This window comes from Pseudomonas coleopterorum (assembly GCF_900105555.1).
GTDB classification, from domain to species: domain Bacteria; phylum Pseudomonadota; class Gammaproteobacteria; order Pseudomonadales; family Pseudomonadaceae; genus Aquipseudomonas; species Aquipseudomonas coleopterorum.
The window spans coordinates 61,661-80,567 of the sequence record NZ_FNTZ01000001.1; the positions used below are offsets into that span (position 1 = coordinate 61,661).

The window sequence follows — 18,907 nt, forward strand, 5'->3', positions numbered from 1 at the left end:
GTCGATCATGGCTGGCTCCGCGTGCTGGTGGTCGGATGCAACACCCGGCGCAGGAAATCCTGGGTACGCGGATGTTGCGGATTGCCCAGCACTTCTTCGGCCGGTCCGGTTTCCACCAGGTAATCACCGTGCAGAAAGCACACGCGGTCGGAGACTTCCCGGGCAAAGCCCATCTCGTGGGTGACGACGATCATGGTCATGCCCTCGTCGGCCAAGGTGCGCATCACCTGCAGCACATCGCCCACCAACTCCGGGTCCAGCGCCGAGGTCGGTTCATCGAACAGCATCGCCTCGGGCTTCATCGCCAGCGCGCGGGCAATCGCCACGCGTTGCTGCTGGCCACCGGACAACTGTTCTGGATAGGCATCGGCCTTCTCCGCCAGTCCGACCTTGTCGAGCAACGCCAGTGCCTCGCGGCGCACCTGCGCGGCCGGCTCGTTTTTCACGTAGAGCGGCCCCTCCATCACGTTTTCCAACACCGTGCGATGGGGGAACAGATTGAAGCGCTGGAACACCATGCCCATGCGGCTGCGCAAGGTATGCACCGTCTTGCTGCCGCGCTGCACGGTTTCGCCGAAGGCCAGGATCGAGCCGCCTTCATAGGTTTCCAGCGCATTGATGCAGCGCAGCAAGGTCGACTTGCCCGACCCCGACGGGCCGATCAGGCACACCACTTCGCCTTTCTGCACCTGCAGATCCACCCCGTGCAGCACGCGGTGGTCGCCATAGTTCTTCTGCAGTCCACTGATCTGGATCATGCCTTTTTCCTCCGGCTCAGACGCTGCTCCATGCGCCGCAACCCGTACACCAGCGGCAGGCTCATCAGCAGGTACAGCAAGGCCACCAGGGTGTAGACGGTCATGTTCTGGAAAGTCGACGAGGCGATGAGCTGGCCCTGGCGGGTCATTTCAGCCACGGTGATGGTCGACACCAGCGACGAGTCCTTGAGCATCATTACCAGCGTGTTGCCGTAGGGCGGCAGCGCGATGCGAAACGCCTGGGGCAGGATCACCCGGCGCATCATCATGAACGAACGCATGCCCAAGGCTTCCGACGCCTCGCGCTGGCCCTGGTCCACGGCAATGATGCCGGTGCGAAAGTTCTCCGCCTGATAGGCCGAGTAGGCGATGCCCATGCCGATCACCCCGGCCTGGAAGGCCGTCAGGTGAATGCCCATGTCCGGCAGCACGAAATAGATGTAGAACAGCTGCACGATGATCGGCAGCCCACGGATCACGTTGATCACCGTGCTCGCCGCCCACGACAGCGCGCGGATCGACGACAGCTTGAGCAGCGCCAGCACCAGCCCGATGGCGCTGCTGAGCAGGAACGACAGCACCGTGATCTGGATGGTCACCCACGCGCCCTGAAGCAGAATCGGCAGGAAGTCCTGCGCGTTCTGCAAGAAGTCAGCAAGCTTCATGGTCGCTCCTCAGCCTACACGCCCCACTTCTGCACAATGCCCTGCAGCGTACCGTTGGCCTTGATGGTGTCGATGGCCTTGTTCAGGCGCTCCAGGGTTTCGCTGTCACCCTTGCGCACCACGAAGCACACATCGCCTACCTTGGCCGCCTTGTAGTCGGCAGCCAGCTTCACCCCTTTGAAGGTGTTCTGGCGAATCTGGTAGGCCACGATCGGCTGATCGGCCACGGCCGCCTTGATGCGGCCCAGAGACAGGTCGCGGACCATCTCGGCGATCGAATCGTAGGTGCGCACTTCCTTGAAGATGCCCATCTTGTTGACCAGGTCGTAGAACGCGGTGCCCGCCTGGGCGCCGATCACTTCACCCTTCAACGCCGCCAGGTCGGGGTAGGCGGTGTTGTCGTCGGCACTGACGATCAGGCCTTCGCCGTAGGAATAGACCGGCGCGCTGAAGTCCACCACCTTGGCCCGCTCGTCGGTCTTGAGCATCCCTGCGGAAATGAAGTCCAGCTTGCCCGAGGTCAGGGACGGTATCAGCGCTGCGAAGTTGGTCTGCTCCATCTGAGTTCCGAAGCCACCGGCTTCACCGACCGCCTTGGCGATATCCACCATCATCCCCTGAATACTGTTGCTCTTGATGTCCAGGAAGGTGAAGGGTGAACCCGTGGCGGTTGCACCAACCTTGTACAGCGGTGCCTCGGCGGCGTGCACCAGGGATGCACCAAGGGTCAGGCAGATACCGAACGCGAAACGGCGAAACAGAGGGGAGAGGCTGTTCATCGGGTCACTCCAGAAGGGATCGGAAGGTGGAGACCGCCAGGCGGACTTGACCGAAGTCGCAAGCTCTATGCCATTTCACACCGAAATCATCGATTTTCAGTGACTGGAAATCGATAAACATCACATTCGTATCGGTATCCGATTTTCAGGCGCGTAAATTGCTGTCTCTTTGCTGTTGTCCGGGTCCATTCGCCGAATATTGCCTCGAGGCTCTCATGTCCGAAGATCGCAACAGCCTGTTCAATCAATCCCTGGAAAAAGGCTTGGCCGTGCTGCGTACATTCAGCGCCAAGCGCCGCAGCATGAGCCTGGCAGAGATCGCCGAAGCCTCGCACATGACCAAAAGCTCGGCCCAGCGCATGGTCTTCACCCTGGAAAGCCTGGGTTACCTTCGGAAACACTCGCGCACTCGGCATTACCAGCTGACACCCCATGTGCTGGAACTGGGCTTCAGCTACCTCGATGCTCATTCCCTGATCGAAGTCGGCAACCCGTTCCTGGCCGAACTCACCCGACTCACCGGCGAGACCGCCTGCCTGACCGAACCCACCGGCATGGAAATGACCTACATCGCGCGCTTCGTCAGCGCCCGTTTCGTACCCGTGCACATGCCCATCGGCAGCCGCGTGCCGATGTACTGCACCGGCTCCGGCCGCGCCTACCTCAGCGCCCTGCCCGAAGCCGAAGCGCTGGCGCTGGTGCAGGGCAGCACTCGCGTTGCCCACACCCCGCACACCCACACCGAGGTGGACGACATCATGGCTTCGCTGCAAACGGTGCGTGACTGCGGCTACGCCGTGAACACCCAGGAACTGTTCCTGGGCGACATGACCATCGCCGCCCCCGTCATCGGCGGCAACGGCCGGCCCGTAGCCGCCGTCCACGTGGTAGCCCCCACCAGCCGCTGGACCCGCGCCGACGCCGAAAGCCAACTGGCACCGGCCTTGATGCAGTGCGTGCAGGTGTTGAGCAATTCGGCGCGGAGTTTGGGGTAGGGGAAAATGGAGGCTGTACTCTAATATTGTGATATCGCCAAATTGGCGATACGATCAGGCATGTCTACCAAATATCGATTTCGCGATAAATACCGTATCGAGTTGCGGGAGAGAGACCATCTGCCTCCGCATGTGCACCTCACTGGCGGTGGTTTGGATGTCCAGATCAGTCTGGAACCCGTTGCAGTTACCCAAGGCAAAGCACCTCAGAAAATCTTGCAGGAAGCCTTGGCGTGGATCTCGGCCCATCAAGCCGAACTTTTGAAGGAGTGGAAGCAATGGCATCGATGAAACGCCCCCGCCTGCGGGCTGTGCAGGCACATCCAGGCGCCATACTTGATCTGACGTTTACCAGCGGTCAGCAATTTCGCCTCAACATGCATGACGATTTGAAAAAGTATCCTGGCCTGCGCCCACTGGCCAAAGGCAAAGCCTTTGAAGGCGCTGTGATGGGTGATGCAGGTTGGACGGTCGAATGGCCTGCGCTCGATATTCAGATCGGTGCCGACACGCTGTTTCTGGACGCACTGGCGCAATCGGCGGTGGACGAAAATACGCGCCTCTTTATCCAGTGGCGATTGAAACACCGCCTTACACTGGATCAGGCTGCCGAGGCTCTAGGGGTGAGCGCTCGCAGCATCAGCCGATACAGCAGTGGCCGAGAGACAGTGCCGCGGACCTTGGCGCTGGCGTGCCTGGGGTGGGAAACGCTGGATCATCCAGATGCGGCTTGAAGGGTGGCTAATCTGCTTCCGATCTAGCAGTTACCAGGTGTTCCCCACATGATCCAAGCGCACGAACACCAACTCGGTTGCCGGTCGTGAGCCGAATACGCTTGGCTGCAGGGCAACAGGATTCTAGATAAGGGATGACTATGTTTGATATCACCAACTTTTGGCTTTTTATAGTTGCCGTTTTTATGCTTTCCATAACACCAGGCCCCGACATGGCTTACGTGGTGGGGCAAAGTGTTGCAAATGGTCGGCGTGCGGGCGTCATCTCAGCGGCTGGCGTGGCCTTGGGCAGTTGCACTCATGCGTTGGCGAGTATTGTCGGGCTCACGGCCCTGATTGCGGCCTCGCCTGTCATGTTTACCCTGGTTAAATATGTTGGCGCGATCTACCTGATCTACCTGGGTGGAAAGTTGGTGCTCGAGACCTTTGGTCGCGCACGCGCAGAAGCCGCTGAAAGCGCTGACATCAAAAAAGATGCGGATCTTTATGGCCTCCTGTCAAAGGGGTTCATAACGACCCTGATGAATCCAAAGGTTCTGCTGTTCTTCATTTCATTCTTTCCACAATTCGTAGCGCCTGGAGGCGAGCACCACACCGCGTCTTTCCTGGTGTTGGGATTGACCTATGCGCTGGTAGCCTTTTTAACCGACGCAACCTTTGCGATCCTGGCTGGAAGTGCCTCAAGCGGCATGTCACGCAACCGATCGCTGCAGAAATTGATGGATCGTGTCGTCGGAGGTGTGTTCATCGCGTTAGGCATCAGGCTTGCGCTGACTCGTACATGAAAATGCCTAGGTAATCGCCGGGTTCTGCAGGTGATCACGAATCACATCCCGTGACGGATGCAGGCCACTGTTCGACGCCGCAGACTCATCGACTGCCGTGCATCCCCCGATGCGCGGCAGACTGGGTCATTACACCGCGAACGTCGCCCCACGCGCATTCACGAACAACGAATAGATCGAGTGACTGCTGGCCATGAACAGCCGGTTTCCCTCGCGCCCGCCGAAGCACACATTCGGGCAGCGTTCGGGCAGGGAAATGTGCCCGATGGCCTTGCCCTGTGGATTGAACACGCGCACGCCGTCGAGTTTTTCCAGGTCGGCCTTGGGATCACCATTGCCACCCCAGCCGCACCACAAATTACCCGCCTCGTCGCACTTGATGCCGTCGATGGCGGCGTAGTCCAACCCTTCGATATGTTTGCGGCGCTCGCCCAGAGTACCGTCGTCCTTCACATCGATCGCCCAGATCAGTCGATTGGGCTTGGCCCGGCCTTCGACGACGTACAGCAGTTTTTCATCGGGTGAAAAACACAGGCCATTCGGTCCGTTGATGTCGTCGATCACCCGCGTGACTTTCCTGCTCTCGCCGTCGATGCGGTACACCGCATGAGGTTGAGTGGGGGTGATCTTGTGGCCTTCGTAGTTGTTGATGGTCTGGAAGGGCGGATCGGTGAACCAGATGGATCCGTCGGTTTTGCAGACGACGTCATTGGGGGAATTGAAGGGCTTGCCGTCGAAACTGTCAGCCAGGACGGTGACGGTGCCGTTGTGTTCAGTGCGCGTGATGCGGCGGCCTTCACTGGTGGTGGTAGAGCCTTCGCAGACGATCAATCGCCCCTGGCGATCCTGGCACATGCCGTTGGAGAAGTTGGAGTGTTCGCGGTACACGGAGAAGGTGTCCGTGATTTCGTCCCAGCGCATGATGCGATTGTTGGGGATGTCGCTGACCAACAGATAGCGACCAGCGCCGATCCACACCGGCCCTTCGGCCCAGCGCAGGCCGGTGGCCAGTCTTTCGACGCTGGCGTTGAACACCCGCAACTCAAGGAAACTGTCGTCGAGCACGTGCACCAGCGGGTCAGGGTAACGCTGACTCAAGGGCTCGGCGGCACTGGACAACCGGGGCAGCGCAGCGCTGCCCACGGTGGCAAGTGTGGCGGAAACCGCGAGGGATTGTTTCAGAAAACTGCGGCGGGTATTGCCCTTTGCTCGGTCGAGCCGTTCAGGCTCGGCGGACGAGAATGAGTCCATGTAGCGATCTCCGTAGTTTTGTTTTTATGAGGAGACGTAGTAATACCTTGTGATAGGACATCGTACAAGTATTTGGCCTTGTTTCGGGTCCCGGTTTTTTGCTCAACGCCCTAGTTTTTCAAGTGCCGCATCGGTCAAGAAAGAAGATCGACTTTTGACATTGTGCTCACGAACAAATCGGTCGATCTGCGAAATCACGAATCCAGGCAGTGTGACGTTGACCTTTTCGGTCTTGCCCAAGTAAGGCGTTATATCGATATCGAGCATTCCCCAGCCCATGTCCGTGTATTCGGCGTCGTTACGAAGGACTGCCGTCGCGCTTGGGAGAGGAATACGCTCTCCACGAGCCGCAAGTTCCTCCAGCATGATATGAGCGATCTCGATCGCAGCACCGTAGGCCTCTTCGAACGTGTCGCCAGCGGTGATGGCGCCAGGAATGTCGAGCACCTGAATTCCGACGGCTGTAGGTTCATCGCCCCACTCGATGCAGATTGGGTAGCGCATGGCATCTCCAGACACTTTTTGTACATAGGTTTATAGAATTGAATGCGCTTGGGCTTCCCTGATTTGCCCCAAGCCTTTTCAAGATAACGGGTATGCCGTTTCGCCTGAAAACCCTGGCGTTTCAAGAAATGTCCAACCAGCAGCCTAGATCCCCACAAACCCGACCACCTGCATCAAGTCCACCTCCCCATGGCCGATAGCGAAAGCAATGCAGGCCACGCCCCGCGTGCGCTGTGCAACCTTTCCAGCGAGCCATGTGATGAATCTCTTCAAACGCTTCAACCCCGCCCGCGCACTCAGCCAGGGTGCCGTGAGCCTGAGCTGCACGGCCAATGAGCTGGACCGCGGTCTGGCCGGTTTGCGGGCGGATCCTGTGCTGGTGACAGGCTTCGTCTCGCCTCACCTGGACATCGACAAGGTCGCGGCCAGCGTTCGGCAGCGCTTCCCCAATGGCACCATCAGCCTGTGCACCACTTCAGGCGAGCTGTGCAACAGCGCGGATGGTCTGTACTGCGCGGCGGGCGAGCACTGGGACCGCATCGTGCTGCAGTGTTTCGAGCGCAATGTGATTACCTCGGCGGAAGTGGTCATGGTGCCGCTGGAGTGCGAAGACATCCGCAACGGTGGCAAACGCATGGAGATGCGCGAGCGCATCGCGAAGCTGGTCGCCAACATCAAGCGCGTCCAGGTCAGTACGCCCATCGACCACCGCGATACCCTGGCCTACGTGGTTTTCGACGGGCTGTCGGCTTCCGAATCGTTCTTCATGGAAGCGCTTTACGAGTCGGGCCGCTTTCCCTGCCTGTTCGTCGGCGGCTCTGCGGGCGGCAAATCGGATTTCCAGAAAACCCTGATCCACGACGGCCAGCGCAGCTACCAGAATCACGCCCAGATCGTCTTTCTCAAGACCGCACCGGACATCCGTTTCGGTGTGTTCAAGAGCCAGAACTTCGAGCCGGCCGGGCTGACGTTCAGCGTGCTCACCGCCTCCGTCGAAGACCGCACCATCGATCAGGTGATCGACAGCAGCGGCAACATCATGAGCATGGTCCAGGCCCTGTGCAACGCGTTCAAGTGCGACAGCCATTCCCTGGAAAAGAACCTGGCCGAGTACTCCTTCGCCATCCGCGTCGGCAGCGAATTGTTCGTTCGTTCCATTGCCCGTATTGACCATACCCAACAGATCATCCAGTTGTTCTGCGACGTTGCGCCGGGCGAAGAGCTGGTCATGGTCAAGCGCACGCCGCTGCGTCAGGCCACGGAAAAAGACTACCGACAGTTCCTGCAAGGCAAGGGCGGCCAACCGGTGGCTGCCATTCTCAACGACTGCATCCTGCGCAGGCTCAACAACGCCAATGACCTGGGCAGCATGCGCGGCCTGTTTGGCGACGTCCCGGTGGTGGGCTTCTCTACCTTCGGTGAAATCCTCGGCTTGAATCTCAACCAGACCCTGACCGCGATTTTCTTCTTCCGCGTCGCCAAGGGCGCATCGTTCACCGACGAGTATGTGGATAACTTCATCGCCCACTATGGCGAGTTCAAAGCCTTCTTCCTGCGCCGCCAGCTCAAGAAAATGGTCGGCCTCAACCACGTGGTGGTGAAACAGATCGAAGCCTTCAAACGCAACGATTTCACCAGCGCCCTCGACACCCGCGGCCTGGACACCGGCATCCTCCCCGTTTTCAAAGGGCTCGCCGCTCTGGGCCAGGTGCTCGCCGACGCTGGCGAACACCAACAGCAGATGGCCACCCAGATCAACCATTATTCCGGCGAGCTGCACCTCTCCATGGACGATCTGGCCGCCACCATCGACCGGCAGAATACCGTTTCGACCCAGGCCGGCAGCACCGTCGAAGATCTCGCCCGGCAGGCCGACCAAGCAGTGATCGGCGCGCGTGCCCTGGCCAGTTCGAGCCTGCAGATTCAATCCATCGTCCAGGTGATTCAGCAGATCGCCGGCCAGACCAATCTGCTCGCGCTCAACGCCGCCATCGAAGCAGCCCGCGCGGGCGATCTGGGAAGGGGCTTCGCCGTGGTGGCCGACGAGGTCCGCAAACTGGCGGAGATCACCCGCAAGAATGCAGCGGACATCGGCGTGGATGTCGATCTGCTGTCGAGCGAGATCCAGCGAGTGGCTCAGCAGATCGAAGATCAGTCCACAGGAGTGAGTGCGTTGAGGGAGATGCTAGACACCTTGGAGGCGTCGAGCCAGGCAACCGAGGGGACGGCGAGGCGGACCAAGGGGATTGCGGATACGTTGACGGGGCTGACGCGAGGCTGATGATGAGACGAACCATGCACCGCTGATCCTGTCTCGCAGCGGTGCAGTCACACTTTGGTGATCTCCAGATAAATCACGTTGAGGTAGGGGTCGAAGTGCAGATATGACTTGGCTACTTGGCTAGCCGGTATCAACGTGCGCATAGCGTCTTTGGTTCTCAGGATCAAATGCCAATCCATGACGGTTTCCATATACCCGCGCCCCCAATTGTCCGGGGTGAAATTGGCGATGAGAAGTGTGCCTCCGGAGGTCGTTCGCTTTAGAAGTGCGGTGCACAACGCCGTTGCAGCACGATCTGGAAGGTAGTCGAACAAACCTGCCGAATAGATAAGATTAAAGGATCCCAAGCTCGAATCGGTGGCGATGTCTTTAACATTCATTCGTACAGGTGTTACGAACCCTTTCAGACTGTTTCGGACAACTTCGAGGCTTTTGGCATCCTGATCCAAAGCGATAAGGCGCTTTATTCGGGCTTTGGTTGCAGGCTGCAGCATCAGGCCTTCGCGGCAATGACCGCACGCCACGCTGAGCACGGACAAACTGCTTCGACGCTGGGCTTCACGGGCAATCAGACCGGCGAGATACTCGCATCTCCAGCGCACGCTCGCGCCATTGGGGCTGGCGACCACAGCCCTGAAAATACGCTCGCCCAGTTCGCTGCACCCACGGGGAGGTTGCTGAAAATTCATGTAGTCCATCATGACTGCATCGCCAGCGTAACCTCGGGGCTTCTCCAAGGCGCGGCGAGTGTAGGGATCCTCCTGCAAAATCCGAGCGAGGGGATGGGACCTGAAAACCTTGAGAACCTGAGCACTCCAGTCGTCCTTGTTCAGCTTCAAGCGGTGCTCTGTCAATTCTTCCGAAAGCTGGGTAAAGCCCTTGACGAGATCGCCGTTTTCAATTTCATCACGGCACGCGTTGAATAACGTCTGCATAGCTGACATGTGAGAAGTTTCCCGTTCAAGTAGGCCAGCGGTAAATTGCATTGCGCACTTTAATAACGCTAGCACAGCTTCGAGCCGAATCGGCGGAATGATCAGTAAATGAAATGAATGTTTATTTTTTTACAATTACGAAGTCAATGAAAAGGATATTTGAATGCTGAGTGGCGTGGTTCTGGCCATTGAATAAAAACTCATTGGTTTTGGATATGCTGTATATCAACAATCACCTTGGAGTCATCCGGGCGGTACTGGCATCGTTTCGTGGTCTTTTTAGAGGATCCTGCAGTTGGCGGGCCACGAACACCCGCTCGATCAAAGCCTGAACCCCTCGACGATATGCTCGGCCAACGCATCGATCATTGGCGACCGGGTATCGGGGTTGCGCAGCAGCATGATGCTCGCCAATGGCAACAAGGGCATGCCCTCGGCTTCGCCGATGATCCGCAGCCCCGGCGTGATCAGGCTCTGCAGCTGTGCGGTGACCGCCAGACCAACGCCGACCGCGGCCATTATCGCCGCGAGGCTGGGGCTGGAGTAGGCGATCCGGTAGGGTTTCTGCCCGGCGTCCAGGGCATTGCACGCCCATATCCGGCAAAAACAATCGGTATTGAACATCGCCAGTGGCACGGGCGTTTGTTCATGGAGAAAAAAGCCCTCGGCTTCGGCCCACACGAAGCGCTCCTGACGCAGCAACTGGCCGACTTCGCGCCCGGGCTCACGGGTAACGATCGTCAGATCCAGGTCCTTGCGTTGCATCAACTGCCGGGAGCTCTCGCAATGCACTTCCACCTGCACCAGCGGAAACGCCTGAGCAAAGCCCGACAAGATCCCCGGTAGAAAGCGCATGGCGTAGTCGTCCGGAGTACCGATGCGCACCGTGCCGACCATGTGCGGCTCGCGCAGGGTGGTGAACACTTCGCTGTGCAATTTGAGAATGCGGCGCGCATAACCCAACAGAATCTGCCCTTCAGCCGTCAGCTTCACCTGCCGGCCATCGCGCTCGAACAGTTGCCGACACAGCACGTCTTCCTCGAGCCGCTTCATCTGCATGCTCACCGCCGACTGGGTGCGGTTCACCCGCTCACCGGCCTTGGTGAAACCGCCCTCATCGGCGATGGCCACGAAGGTACGCAGGACTTCCGAATCGATGCTCTGGTAGTGGGACATTGATCAATCTCTGAGATGCACTGCATTCAAAACATTCGTTGGATTGATGTTAAGCCTGAACCGAAAATCAAGCCATCAACCCGGAGGATGAGCAGATGAAAGGTCAAACAGTGAGTGCTTGTGCTTCGCACAGCTGCTGCACCCAAAGTGAATCAGCCAAGCCTTTTGCCAATCCATGGAAGCGCATCACGCGCTGGTATGAACTGGCTCGGCAACGGCATCAACTGGAGCAGATGAGTGACGCCGGGCTCAAGGACCTGGGCTTGAGCCGGGCGGATATCTATAAGGAGATCGAACGCCCGTTTTGGGATGATCCGTTTTGCAAGTAAGGTCTCGGGCGCTGAAGGAATGGCACAAATTGGAATAATCCGCTCGGCCATCGCCAGCTCAAGACAAACGACGCCGTCATCCGTCTTATTGGCAACCGAGCGCATTCTCCGCCGCGTGGGTTTGCCGGTCGGCTTCTTCTGAGGTCTACCCCCTACGCTCACGTGCCTGCACAGTAAGGAACACTCAGAAACATGATCCGCAGAGTATTCACCGTATTGAGCGCATGGTTGCTCGGTGCAGCGATGGTCGCTCAGGCGCAGCCGGTTGCGCTGGACGGCACCGAGCAATGGACGATGAAAAGCGAAGGCGGGCGGGACTACCGCATCATGATCAGCCTGCCCGAGGGCGATGTTCCTTATACCGGTGGTTATCCGGTGATTTACCTGTTGGATGGCAATGCCTATTTCCCCGCGTTCCATGCCGCCAAGCGCGCGCAGGCCAAATTGCGCGGCTCGATTCTGGTGGCGATCGGGTATCCGAGTGACACGCCGCTGGACTTCGCCAGGCGCGCGTTCGATCTGACACCGCCTGCACCGCAAGATCGCAACACGCCGGCACAGGGTGGCCAGGATCTGTTTCTCGACTTCATCCAGAAACGCTTGATGCCCAAAGTGTCCGAGCATTTCAAAGTCGACGAAGATCAACGCAGCCTGGTCGGGCACTCATTTGGTGGCATGCTAGGTGTGTACGCGGTGTTCACTCGGCCCACCCTGTTTCAACACGTTGTAGCGGTCAGCCCCAGTCTGTGGTGGCGCGACCAGTTCCTGTTGGCGCCCGAACGCGCTTTCGACGAGCGCGTCCGCGCCGGACAACTCGATATGACGCAGACAAGCCTGAGCATCGTGATGGCCGAGCGCGATTCGGTTCAGGCGATCCAGGATGCCAGCGCGTTGTATTCACGCCTGCAAGCATTGTCAGGCTTCGGACTGCGAACCGGCTTTAGGGTCGAACCTGGCGAAGACCATGCGTCTATACCCTTTCGCATCCCCAACCAGGCGCTGGGTGAGCTGATCGGGGCGAGGCGCTTTTAAGGCAGGGATATACACGGTTGTGTGAATGCGGGCAGGAGCGCGCAAGCGCAAATGATTCTCTTTGTGATATTTTCCTGCCCTTGCCACTCCGCCTTTCAAGGTTGCGTTCATGTCCGGCTCAGATCTCAAGGCGCTGTACCTCGCCCACCGCAGCGAAATCCAGGATTACCTGGATCGTCGCTTGCGTTGCAAAGAGACCGCCGCCGACCTGACTCAGGACACCTTCATTCGCCTGTCCGAACAAATGGGCCGCACCCCGATTGCCAATTTCCGCGCCTATCTGTTCTCCAGCGCCCGCAATCTGTTCATCGACCACACCCGACGTCAGGAGCATCGCAAAGGCGAGACCCTCGATCCCCAGACAACCTCCAGTTTCGAGCCGTCCACGCCGACCCTTGAACAAGCGGCGATTGCCCATCAGCAACTGAATACGTTGAACGACGTGATTCAGAATATGCCCGCGCCGTGTCGCGAGGTGTTTCTGATGGTGCGCGTGGAAGGCCTGACCTACGTGGAAATAGGGCAGCGCCTGGGGATCCCGTCGAAGACCGCTTACAGCCGCATGGTTCGTGCCTTGGACCTGATCAAGATCGGTATGTCCGAATGAGCGCCGAACCCCCACCAGTGTCGCGCGTTGACGACATCAGCCATCAGGCGAGCGCCTGGTTCGCGTTGGTTCAGGGCGGCTCACCCACTGCCGCCGAGCGGGCGGAGTTGGTAGCATGGCTCGATGCCGACCCCCGACATGCCGAGGCCTACGCCCAGCTCGAGCACCTGTGGGCCGCTTCCGCGCAGTTGCACTCACTCGCCATTACACCGGCTGCCCCGCAACTTTCCCGCCGACGTTTCGTCGGCTTGGGCATCGCCGCCAGCGCCGTCGCCGTTACCGCTTGTGCATCGGCGCTATGGCTCAAAGATATGGGCCTGCCGTTCGCCGATATCCGCAGCGCCGTGGGCGAGCGTCGTACCGTCACGTTGCCCGATGGGTCCTCTGTCGATCTCGCCGGCAACACCGCATTGAATGTGGAATTTTCACCGACCCGGCGCGCCGTGGAACTGCTTCACGGCGAGGCCTATTTCAATGTGCTGCCCTCGGCGGCCGGCGAGTTCACGGTCAACAGCCGATCGGGGCAGGTGGTAGCCGCCGACGCTGGATTCTGTCTGTCATGCGATGACGCCTCGGCGCTGCTGGCAGTGAACCGCAAAACGGTGCGCGTCGTGACGGCCAGCCAGCAGGTCGATTTGGGCGAAGGCCTGTCGATGCGCTTCAGCAGTGATCGTACCGGCGCCATCCAGTATGCCGAGCTTGAGCAGATCCTCGCCTGGCGCAGCGGACGATTGGTGTTTTTTGACAAGCCTTTGCTCAGCGTCATCGATGAGTTGCAACGCTGGCGCGAAGGCCGAATCTTCATCATGGACAAGCAACTGGCCATGCGCCGAGTCAGTTTGATACTCAACCTGAACAAGCCCGAGCAGATGCTCGACGCCATCACCAAAGCCCTGGCCGTTCGAGTGGATCGCTACACCGACCTGATCACCCTGATCTATCCCGCCTGATCCCGCTGTAAATAATTCACGCGACCTTAGGGAATTGCGCTCGCTCATGCGTCTTAGCCTGACTGATTGGTATTCGCATCTTCGAGCACTCCCTGGGGAACGACCGCAATGGCAACGCAACTCAACCATGAATCCAGAATCGACAGCCGCTGGCAGCGTCACGCATTGGGCACCGCATTGGCGTGCACGCTGTTCGTCGGCGCGCTTCAGGCTCATGGGGCACAGGTCCATCCGGCGACGGCGTCCATAGAGCGTCTACCCCTCAATATCGCTGCCCAACCTCTGCGTCAGGCCTTGCTGCTGTTCAGTCAGCAGTCGGGCCAGAACGTGTTGCTCGACGGCAACCTGGACAGTGCCCTGCGCAGCACCGCAGTGGAAGGTCGCTACTCCACGGAAGAAGCCCTCGCGAGGTTGTTGCAAGGCAGTGGCTACACCTTCGCCCGAACCGATGCCACGACCGTTTACCTGGTCCCGGTTCAAGCCGAGCAGGCCAACAGCGAAATCTTGCTGGCGCCCACGCAGATCCAGTATCAAGACAACGCAGGCGTCAGCCCAAGCCAGAGCTACCGGGCAAACCCTGTGTCCAGCACCACGCGCCTGGGCCTGAGCGACAAGGAAACGCCGCAGGCGATCACCGTGGTGACCCGCCAGCAGATGGACGATTTCCAGCTCAATAGCGTGAAAGATGCGTTACGCAATGCACCGTCGGTAACCGTGGAACAGTTCGAAACCGATCGCACCGCCTTTACTTCACGCGGCTTCAAGATCGAAAACTTCGAGTTCGACGGCATGAGCCTGCCGTTCTCCGGCGGTGTACTGGTCGGCGATCAGGACATGACCGAATTCGAACAGGTCGACGTGCTGCACGGCGCCAACGGCCTGATGAGCGGCACCGGCGATCCGTCCGCCACGGTCAACCTGGTGCGCAAGCGGCCTACCGACACGCTCCAGGCGCGGGTCGACAGCAGCGTGGGTTCATGGGACAACCGCCGCTTGGGCTTTGACGTGTCAGGTCCGCTCAGTCAAAGCGGGAATGTTCGCGGACGTTTCATCACCTCCCACGACAAAGGCAATTCCTACCTCGATCAGTACGGCCATGAGGTCAACGTGGCGGCGGGCCTTTTGGCCTTCGACCTGTCCGAGGCCGACACCCTGACCGTGGGCTTCACCCAGCAGAACAGCTACTCCAACGGCAGCACCTGGGGCGCCTTGCCCATCGCCGATTACCAGCGTAACCGCATTCACTACAGCAGCCGCAGCTCCAGTGTCGGCCAGCCCTGGACCTACTGGGACGTGAAGACTCAGCGCGCCTTCGCCGAGCTGACCCACGCGTTCGACAACGGCTGGAGCAGCACCCTTACGGTGGCCGGGATGAAGCAAGATTCCGACACCAAGATGCTCTACGCCATCCCCGCCACCGCCGACGAGGCCTACGCCTATATCAACCGCACCACCAGCAAGGAAGAGCAGATCACGGCCGAAGCGAAACTGTCCGGCCCCTTCGCGCTGTTCGGCAGGCAGCATGAGTTGACCCTGGGTGCCAACTACGGACGCACCCACCACGACGAGGTCGGCCATTACAGGAACTCATCCGGCTACCAAATGGAGAGTTTGATCGACGTGCTGTCCGGGAATGTCGTGCAACCGCCGCTGAACTACACCGACGACCTCAATACCCAGCTGTTCACCGACCGCCAAAAAAGCCTGTTCGCCGGCGCGCGCTTCAGTGTTGTCGATGACCTGCACTGGATTGCCGGCGCGCGCATGCTCAGCGCCGACGGCGATGGCGCCGGGTATGGATCGCCCCACGACACCCGGGTCCACGGCAAAGTCACCCCTTACACTGGCCTGGTCTACGACCTCACGCCGCAGTGGAGCCTGTACACCAGTTGGACGAAAATCTTCAAACCGCAATACCTGCGCAGTACCGGCGGGGGCTTGCTCCTTCCACTTGAAGGCAAGAGCCTGGAAGTCGGTATCAAGGGACTCGTGCTCGACGAGCGACTCACCCTGACCGCTGCGGCGTTCAAAACCGATCAGCAGAACGTTGCCGAACTCACCGGAGAAGTCGTCGGCGGTCAGTACCTGTATCGCGGCACCAACCTTAAAAGCCGTGGCTTCGAGCTGGGTGCATCGGGAGAAGCGTTACCAGGCCTGGACATAGCAGGTGGCTATACCTTCGTGCAGATCGAAGACGCCAATGGCGATGAAACCCGCAAGTACATCCCCACCCATACCCTGCGCGGCAGCCTGACCTACCGCCTGCCCGAGATGCCCAGCGTCAGAGTGGGCACCCGTTTCCAATGGCAAAGCGCAACCGAGGTGGACACCAACCGCAATGTGCGCCAAGACGCCTACGCGCTGGTGGACCTGATGGCCAGTTACGACATCGACGACAACTGGAGCACGTCGCTGAACCTGAACAACGTCACCGATCGCAAGTACTTGCTGTCGCTATATCAATCGTCCGGTTCTACCAATTACGGGGCGCCGCGCAATTTGACGGCGTCGGTGACGTGGAAGTATTGAGCTGTTGGGGACCGCTTGGTCATCACCTGGCAAGCTAACTCGTCGACACTTTCGGTGGGCTAAACGGACTTCTTGGCGGGGGTGGTGAGCGTCTGCAACAGGACGCTCACCACCTGCTCAGCGCTACTGGCCTAGCGCCCGGTAACCCCCTTCGCCACTTGCACGCGGAGTACCTTGTTGGCAGCGGTGATATAGGCCCAACTGCCTTGTTCATCCGAGCAGAACGTTAGGTTGCTGGTATCGCTCGCGCTTACCAGCAGTTTACCCAGCAACTTGCCGGCTGCGGAAAAGACCTGGATGCCTTCCTTGCTGCTGCTCCAGACGTTGCCAAGCGCATCCACCTTGATACCGTCGGGAATGCCGGATTCGATCTCGGCAAAGACCTTGCCGTTGCTCAAACGACCGTCGCGGACCTGATAGACCATGATGCGGTGCGCCAACGTCTTGTTGCTGAAGTCATGGGCCATTTGCGAGTCGGCCACATACAACAGCTGTTGATCCGGCGAGAAGGCCAGCCCGTTGGGTGAATGCACTTCTGGCGTCTCGAGACGGGTGATCTCACCGGTCTCGGGCACATAGCGATAGACGAACTCCCCGCCCTGTTCGGGCGTGCCGCCGTAGCCTTCACTTTTGCTCAACACCCCGAAAGTGGGGTCGGTAAACCAGAGCGTGCCGCTGTTATCGGCCACCACATCGTTCGGGCTGTTCAACCGCTTGCCCTGGTACGTGTCGACCAGGGTCCGCCACTCACCGTTGGCCTCCTGCCGCACGATACCGCGCTTGCCGTGAGACGCCGCGACCACACGGCCCTGCGCGTCCAGCGTATGCCCGTTCTGGAAGTCGGCCGGTTCCAGCCAGGTCGACACGCCATCCTTCGCTTGCCAGCCGCTGACCTTGTTCGCCTTGATATCGCTCCATATCAGACGACCATCCTGCAGACACAGCGGCCCCTCGGCCCACTTCGCCTGATCGGTGAGCAGCTCGACCCGGGCCTTGGCGTCGACCAACTGGCTGAACGCCGGATCGGTGACCACTTGCCGGACAGGCGCCGCTGCAGTGGCAGCGCTGGCAGAACCTGCGACCAGAATCGCGCTGCCCAACAACCAGGACGAAGGGCTCAGGAACAGTTTTTTAAAGGTTGGATTCATGTGTTCAGGTCCGTTGGAAATCAGTAGGCACAGCTGCCGTTGATGCGCTTGTCAGCCGCACCTGGCTTGAGTTTGATGATCAACTGAACATTGGGTTCATCGGCTACGGTGCGGGTCAGGGACCGAGCGCCGACACATCACTGCAGGAATAACTTTCCGGAGCAGGTAGGTTGGTCAAATTTGAGGTAGTGTTTCTAACGCACCAGACAAGCCCCCAGGCTGGAAAAGCAAAACCCTTGTTCATAGACCGAGTGAGCTTTCATGAATCGCCGCAATTTCATTCTAGGCGCCGGCACGGCAGTGTTGATGTTGAAAGTAGCGGCCATTCAGGCCAAAGATCCAACGGCCAACAGTGAAACAGTCCAGCTGTGGAGCGACGTCCCGCCAGGGGGCGGCGGACCCTCGGGCAACCACCTGCTCACATCCCATGGCTCGCTAAGCAACGTCACCCGTCCATACCTACAGATCTTCAGACCCGTCAAACCCAACGGAAAAGCGGTGATCGTCGCTGCCGGTGGCGGGTACAAACGAATCGAACTGGGGATCGAGGGATGGCCCTTGGCGGATTGGCTCACGGAGCGCGGGTACACCGCGTATGTGCTGGCCTACCGCTTGCCGAGTGAAGGCTGGAACGCCGGCAACATCGTCGCACTGCAAGATGCACAGCGCGCCCTACGCATTGTCCGCAGCCGGGAGAGCCACGTCTCGCTACTAGGCTTTTCAGCCGGTGGCCATCTGATGGGCATGACCGCGACGCTTGGCGATTCTCAGACTTATGCTGCGCAGGACAGCATCGACTCGATATCTGCCGTGGTTGAAGGAGCGGCGTTGATCTATCCACCTATTACGTTGGAGCGGCCTTACACACATACCTCGACCCACAAGGTACTGGTGGGGCCAGACGCGTCGGCGCAAGAAGAGGCTGAGTGGTCTGTGCAGAATCGGGTGACGGGGAGCACACCGCCCGAGTTCTTGGTGCAGGCGGAGGATGACTCGGTGGTGGATCCGCAGAATACGTTGATCATGGCTGCGGCTTGTAAGCAGCGTGGGGTGGCTGTGGAGATGCATCGGTATGCGACAGGGGGGCATGGGTTTGGGTTGGGGAGGGGGGATGCGCCGACTAAGGAATGGCCTGGCCGGTATGAGGCTTGGTTGGGGAGGTTGGGGGTGGTTGGAGTGAGGAGTGGCAGCCGAGATCAGTCTTACGGTTCTTAAAACGCTGCGTTTGACGAAAATTCACAAGCGACTTTGGGGCATGGGCTGTCCAGCGTAGGTAAGCTGGGCAGGAGACATTGCACCATAATAAAAAAAGCGAAAGCTGCCAGCTGTGTGAAGAACTCATTTCGCATGGTTATGGCGTCGTATCAGGAATCGAAAAAAATTGTAAAGTTATGACTTATATTAAGTATTTACTACGAAGAGGCTGAGTTTGTTTCCAGAACTATCCTT

Annotated in this window: 19 protein-coding genes and 1 pseudogene; 12 read left to right on the forward strand and 8 right to left on the reverse strand. The window is 59.2% G+C overall.

The genetic code is table 11. From position 1 onward, the window contains the following. Window positions 1-5 precede the first annotated feature (5 nt). From BLV18_RS00280 to BLV18_RS00290, 3 genes are read right to left on the reverse strand one after another with little or no spacing between them, the layout of a single operon-like run. Window positions 6-758 (reverse strand): amino acid ABC transporter ATP-binding protein, encoded by a 753-nt coding sequence (locus BLV18_RS00280; RefSeq protein WP_090355268.1) that lies wholly within the window; start codon window positions 756-758, stop codon window positions 6-8. Next, window positions 755-1,423, reverse strand: a complete 669-nt coding sequence (ehuD, locus tag BLV18_RS00285) for an ectoine/hydroxyectoine ABC transporter permease subunit EhuD (protein WP_090355270.1) — start codon at window positions 1,421-1,423, stop codon at window positions 755-757. Before ehuD ends, BLV18_RS00280 begins: the two co-directional genes overlap by 4 nt. Window positions 1,424-1,437: 14 nt before the next feature. Continuing rightward, on the reverse strand, window positions 1,438-2,202 hold the full coding sequence (locus BLV18_RS00290; RefSeq protein WP_056844526.1) for an ABC transporter substrate-binding protein: 765 nt from the start codon (window positions 2,200-2,202) through the stop codon (window positions 1,438-1,440). Between the two features lie 215 nt (window positions 2,203-2,417). Here BLV18_RS00290 and BLV18_RS00295 point away from each other — a divergent pair, with 215 nt between their 5' ends. The 4 genes from BLV18_RS00295 (at window position 2,418) to BLV18_RS00310 (ending at window position 4,716) form a co-directional block, all read left to right on the forward strand. After that, window positions 2,418-3,197: an IclR family transcriptional regulator gene (locus tag BLV18_RS00295; protein WP_090355273.1), complete on the forward strand. Its 780-nt coding sequence runs from the start codon at window positions 2,418-2,420 to the stop codon at window positions 3,195-3,197. Between the two features lie 60 nt (window positions 3,198-3,257). Beyond that, window positions 3,258-3,488: a DUF4160 domain-containing protein gene (locus BLV18_RS00300; protein WP_090355276.1), complete on the forward strand. Its 231-nt coding sequence runs from the start codon at window positions 3,258-3,260 to the stop codon at window positions 3,486-3,488. After that, window positions 3,476-3,931: a DUF2442 domain-containing protein gene (locus tag BLV18_RS00305; protein WP_090355279.1), complete on the forward strand. Its 456-nt coding sequence runs from the start codon at window positions 3,476-3,478 to the stop codon at window positions 3,929-3,931. Before BLV18_RS00300 ends, BLV18_RS00305 begins: the two co-directional genes overlap by 13 nt. A 140-nt stretch (window positions 3,932-4,071) precedes the next feature. Next, window positions 4,072-4,716, forward strand: coding sequence for a LysE family translocator (locus BLV18_RS00310; RefSeq protein ID WP_090361911.1), 645 nt, complete (start codon window positions 4,072-4,074; stop codon window positions 4,714-4,716). A gap of 129 nt (window positions 4,717-4,845) precedes the next feature. On the opposite strand, the gene BLV18_RS00315 is transcribed toward BLV18_RS00310, so the two are convergent. Together BLV18_RS00315 and BLV18_RS00320 are read right to left on the reverse strand one after the other, a co-directional pair. Next, a complete protein-coding gene (locus BLV18_RS00315) occupies window positions 4,846-5,967 on the reverse strand; it encodes an SMP-30/gluconolactonase/LRE family protein (RefSeq protein ID WP_090355282.1) in 1,122 nt (373 codons plus the stop codon). 102 nt (window positions 5,968-6,069) lie between these two features. Next, window positions 6,070-6,471 (reverse strand): type II toxin-antitoxin system HicB family antitoxin, encoded by a 402-nt coding sequence (locus tag BLV18_RS00320; RefSeq protein WP_090355286.1) that lies wholly within the window; start codon window positions 6,469-6,471, stop codon window positions 6,070-6,072. A 259-nt stretch (window positions 6,472-6,730) separates the two neighbouring features. Here BLV18_RS00320 and BLV18_RS22635 point away from each other — a divergent pair. Both BLV18_RS22635 and BLV18_RS22640 read left to right on the forward strand, forming a co-directional pair. Continuing rightward, window positions 6,731-7,885 (forward strand): annotated as a pseudogene (locus BLV18_RS22635) (FIST signal transduction protein); the annotation flags it as partial. A 372-nt stretch (window positions 7,886-8,257) separates the two neighbouring features. Next, complete coding sequence (locus BLV18_RS22640; protein ID WP_425272634.1) at window positions 8,258-8,752, forward strand: methyl-accepting chemotaxis protein; 495 nt, start codon at window positions 8,258-8,260, stop codon at window positions 8,750-8,752. 47 nt (window positions 8,753-8,799) lie between these two features. Here the strand turns inward: BLV18_RS22640 and BLV18_RS00330 are convergent, their stop codons facing one another. Both BLV18_RS00330 and BLV18_RS00335 read right to left on the reverse strand, forming a co-directional pair. Continuing rightward, window positions 8,800-9,696 (reverse strand): class I SAM-dependent methyltransferase, encoded by an 897-nt coding sequence (locus BLV18_RS00330; protein ID WP_090355292.1) that lies wholly within the window; start codon window positions 9,694-9,696, stop codon window positions 8,800-8,802. A 312-nt stretch (window positions 9,697-10,008) separates the two neighbouring features. Beyond that, window positions 10,009-10,863, reverse strand: coding sequence for a LysR family transcriptional regulator (locus BLV18_RS00335; RefSeq protein WP_049861623.1), 855 nt, complete (start codon window positions 10,861-10,863; stop codon window positions 10,009-10,011). A 95-nt stretch (window positions 10,864-10,958) separates the two neighbouring features. Between BLV18_RS00335 and BLV18_RS00340 the strand changes: the two genes are divergently transcribed. From BLV18_RS00340 to BLV18_RS00360, 5 genes are all read left to right on the forward strand, one after another. Continuing rightward, window positions 10,959-11,192, forward strand: coding sequence for a DUF1127 domain-containing protein (locus tag BLV18_RS00340; protein WP_090355295.1), 234 nt, complete (start codon window positions 10,959-10,961; stop codon window positions 11,190-11,192). Window positions 11,193-11,384: 192 nt separating this feature from the next. Then, complete coding sequence (locus tag BLV18_RS00345) at window positions 11,385-12,224, forward strand: alpha/beta hydrolase (RefSeq protein WP_090355298.1); 840 nt, start codon at window positions 11,385-11,387, stop codon at window positions 12,222-12,224. Between the two features lie 109 nt (window positions 12,225-12,333). Further along, complete coding sequence (locus BLV18_RS00350) at window positions 12,334-12,831, forward strand: RNA polymerase sigma factor (protein WP_049861626.1); 498 nt, start codon at window positions 12,334-12,336, stop codon at window positions 12,829-12,831. After that, window positions 12,828-13,781 carry a FecR family protein gene (locus tag BLV18_RS00355; protein WP_090355301.1) on the forward strand — a complete coding sequence of 318 codons (954 nt, stop codon included), beginning with the start codon at window positions 12,828-12,830 and terminating at the stop codon, window positions 13,779-13,781. Before BLV18_RS00350 ends, BLV18_RS00355 begins: the two co-directional genes overlap by 4 nt. 108 nt (window positions 13,782-13,889) lie before the next feature. Further along, a complete protein-coding gene (locus BLV18_RS00360; RefSeq protein WP_090355304.1) occupies window positions 13,890-16,310 on the forward strand; it encodes a TonB-dependent siderophore receptor in 2,421 nt (806 codons plus the stop codon). A 131-nt stretch (window positions 16,311-16,441) separates the two neighbouring features. Here the strand turns inward: BLV18_RS00360 and BLV18_RS00365 are convergent, their stop codons facing one another. Then, entirely contained in the window at window positions 16,442-17,458 is a 1,017-nt protein-coding gene (locus BLV18_RS00365; RefSeq protein ID WP_090355307.1) for an SMP-30/gluconolactonase/LRE family protein, read from the reverse strand. 261 nt (window positions 17,459-17,719) lie between these two features. Between BLV18_RS00365 and BLV18_RS00370 the strand changes: the two genes are divergently transcribed. Then, the gene (locus tag BLV18_RS00370) at window positions 17,720-18,673 is read left to right on the forward strand and encodes an alpha/beta hydrolase (protein WP_090355310.1); all 954 of its coding nucleotides are present in this window, start codon (window positions 17,720-17,722) and stop codon (window positions 18,671-18,673) included. The last annotated feature ends 234 nt before the right edge of the window (window positions 18,674-18,907 follow it).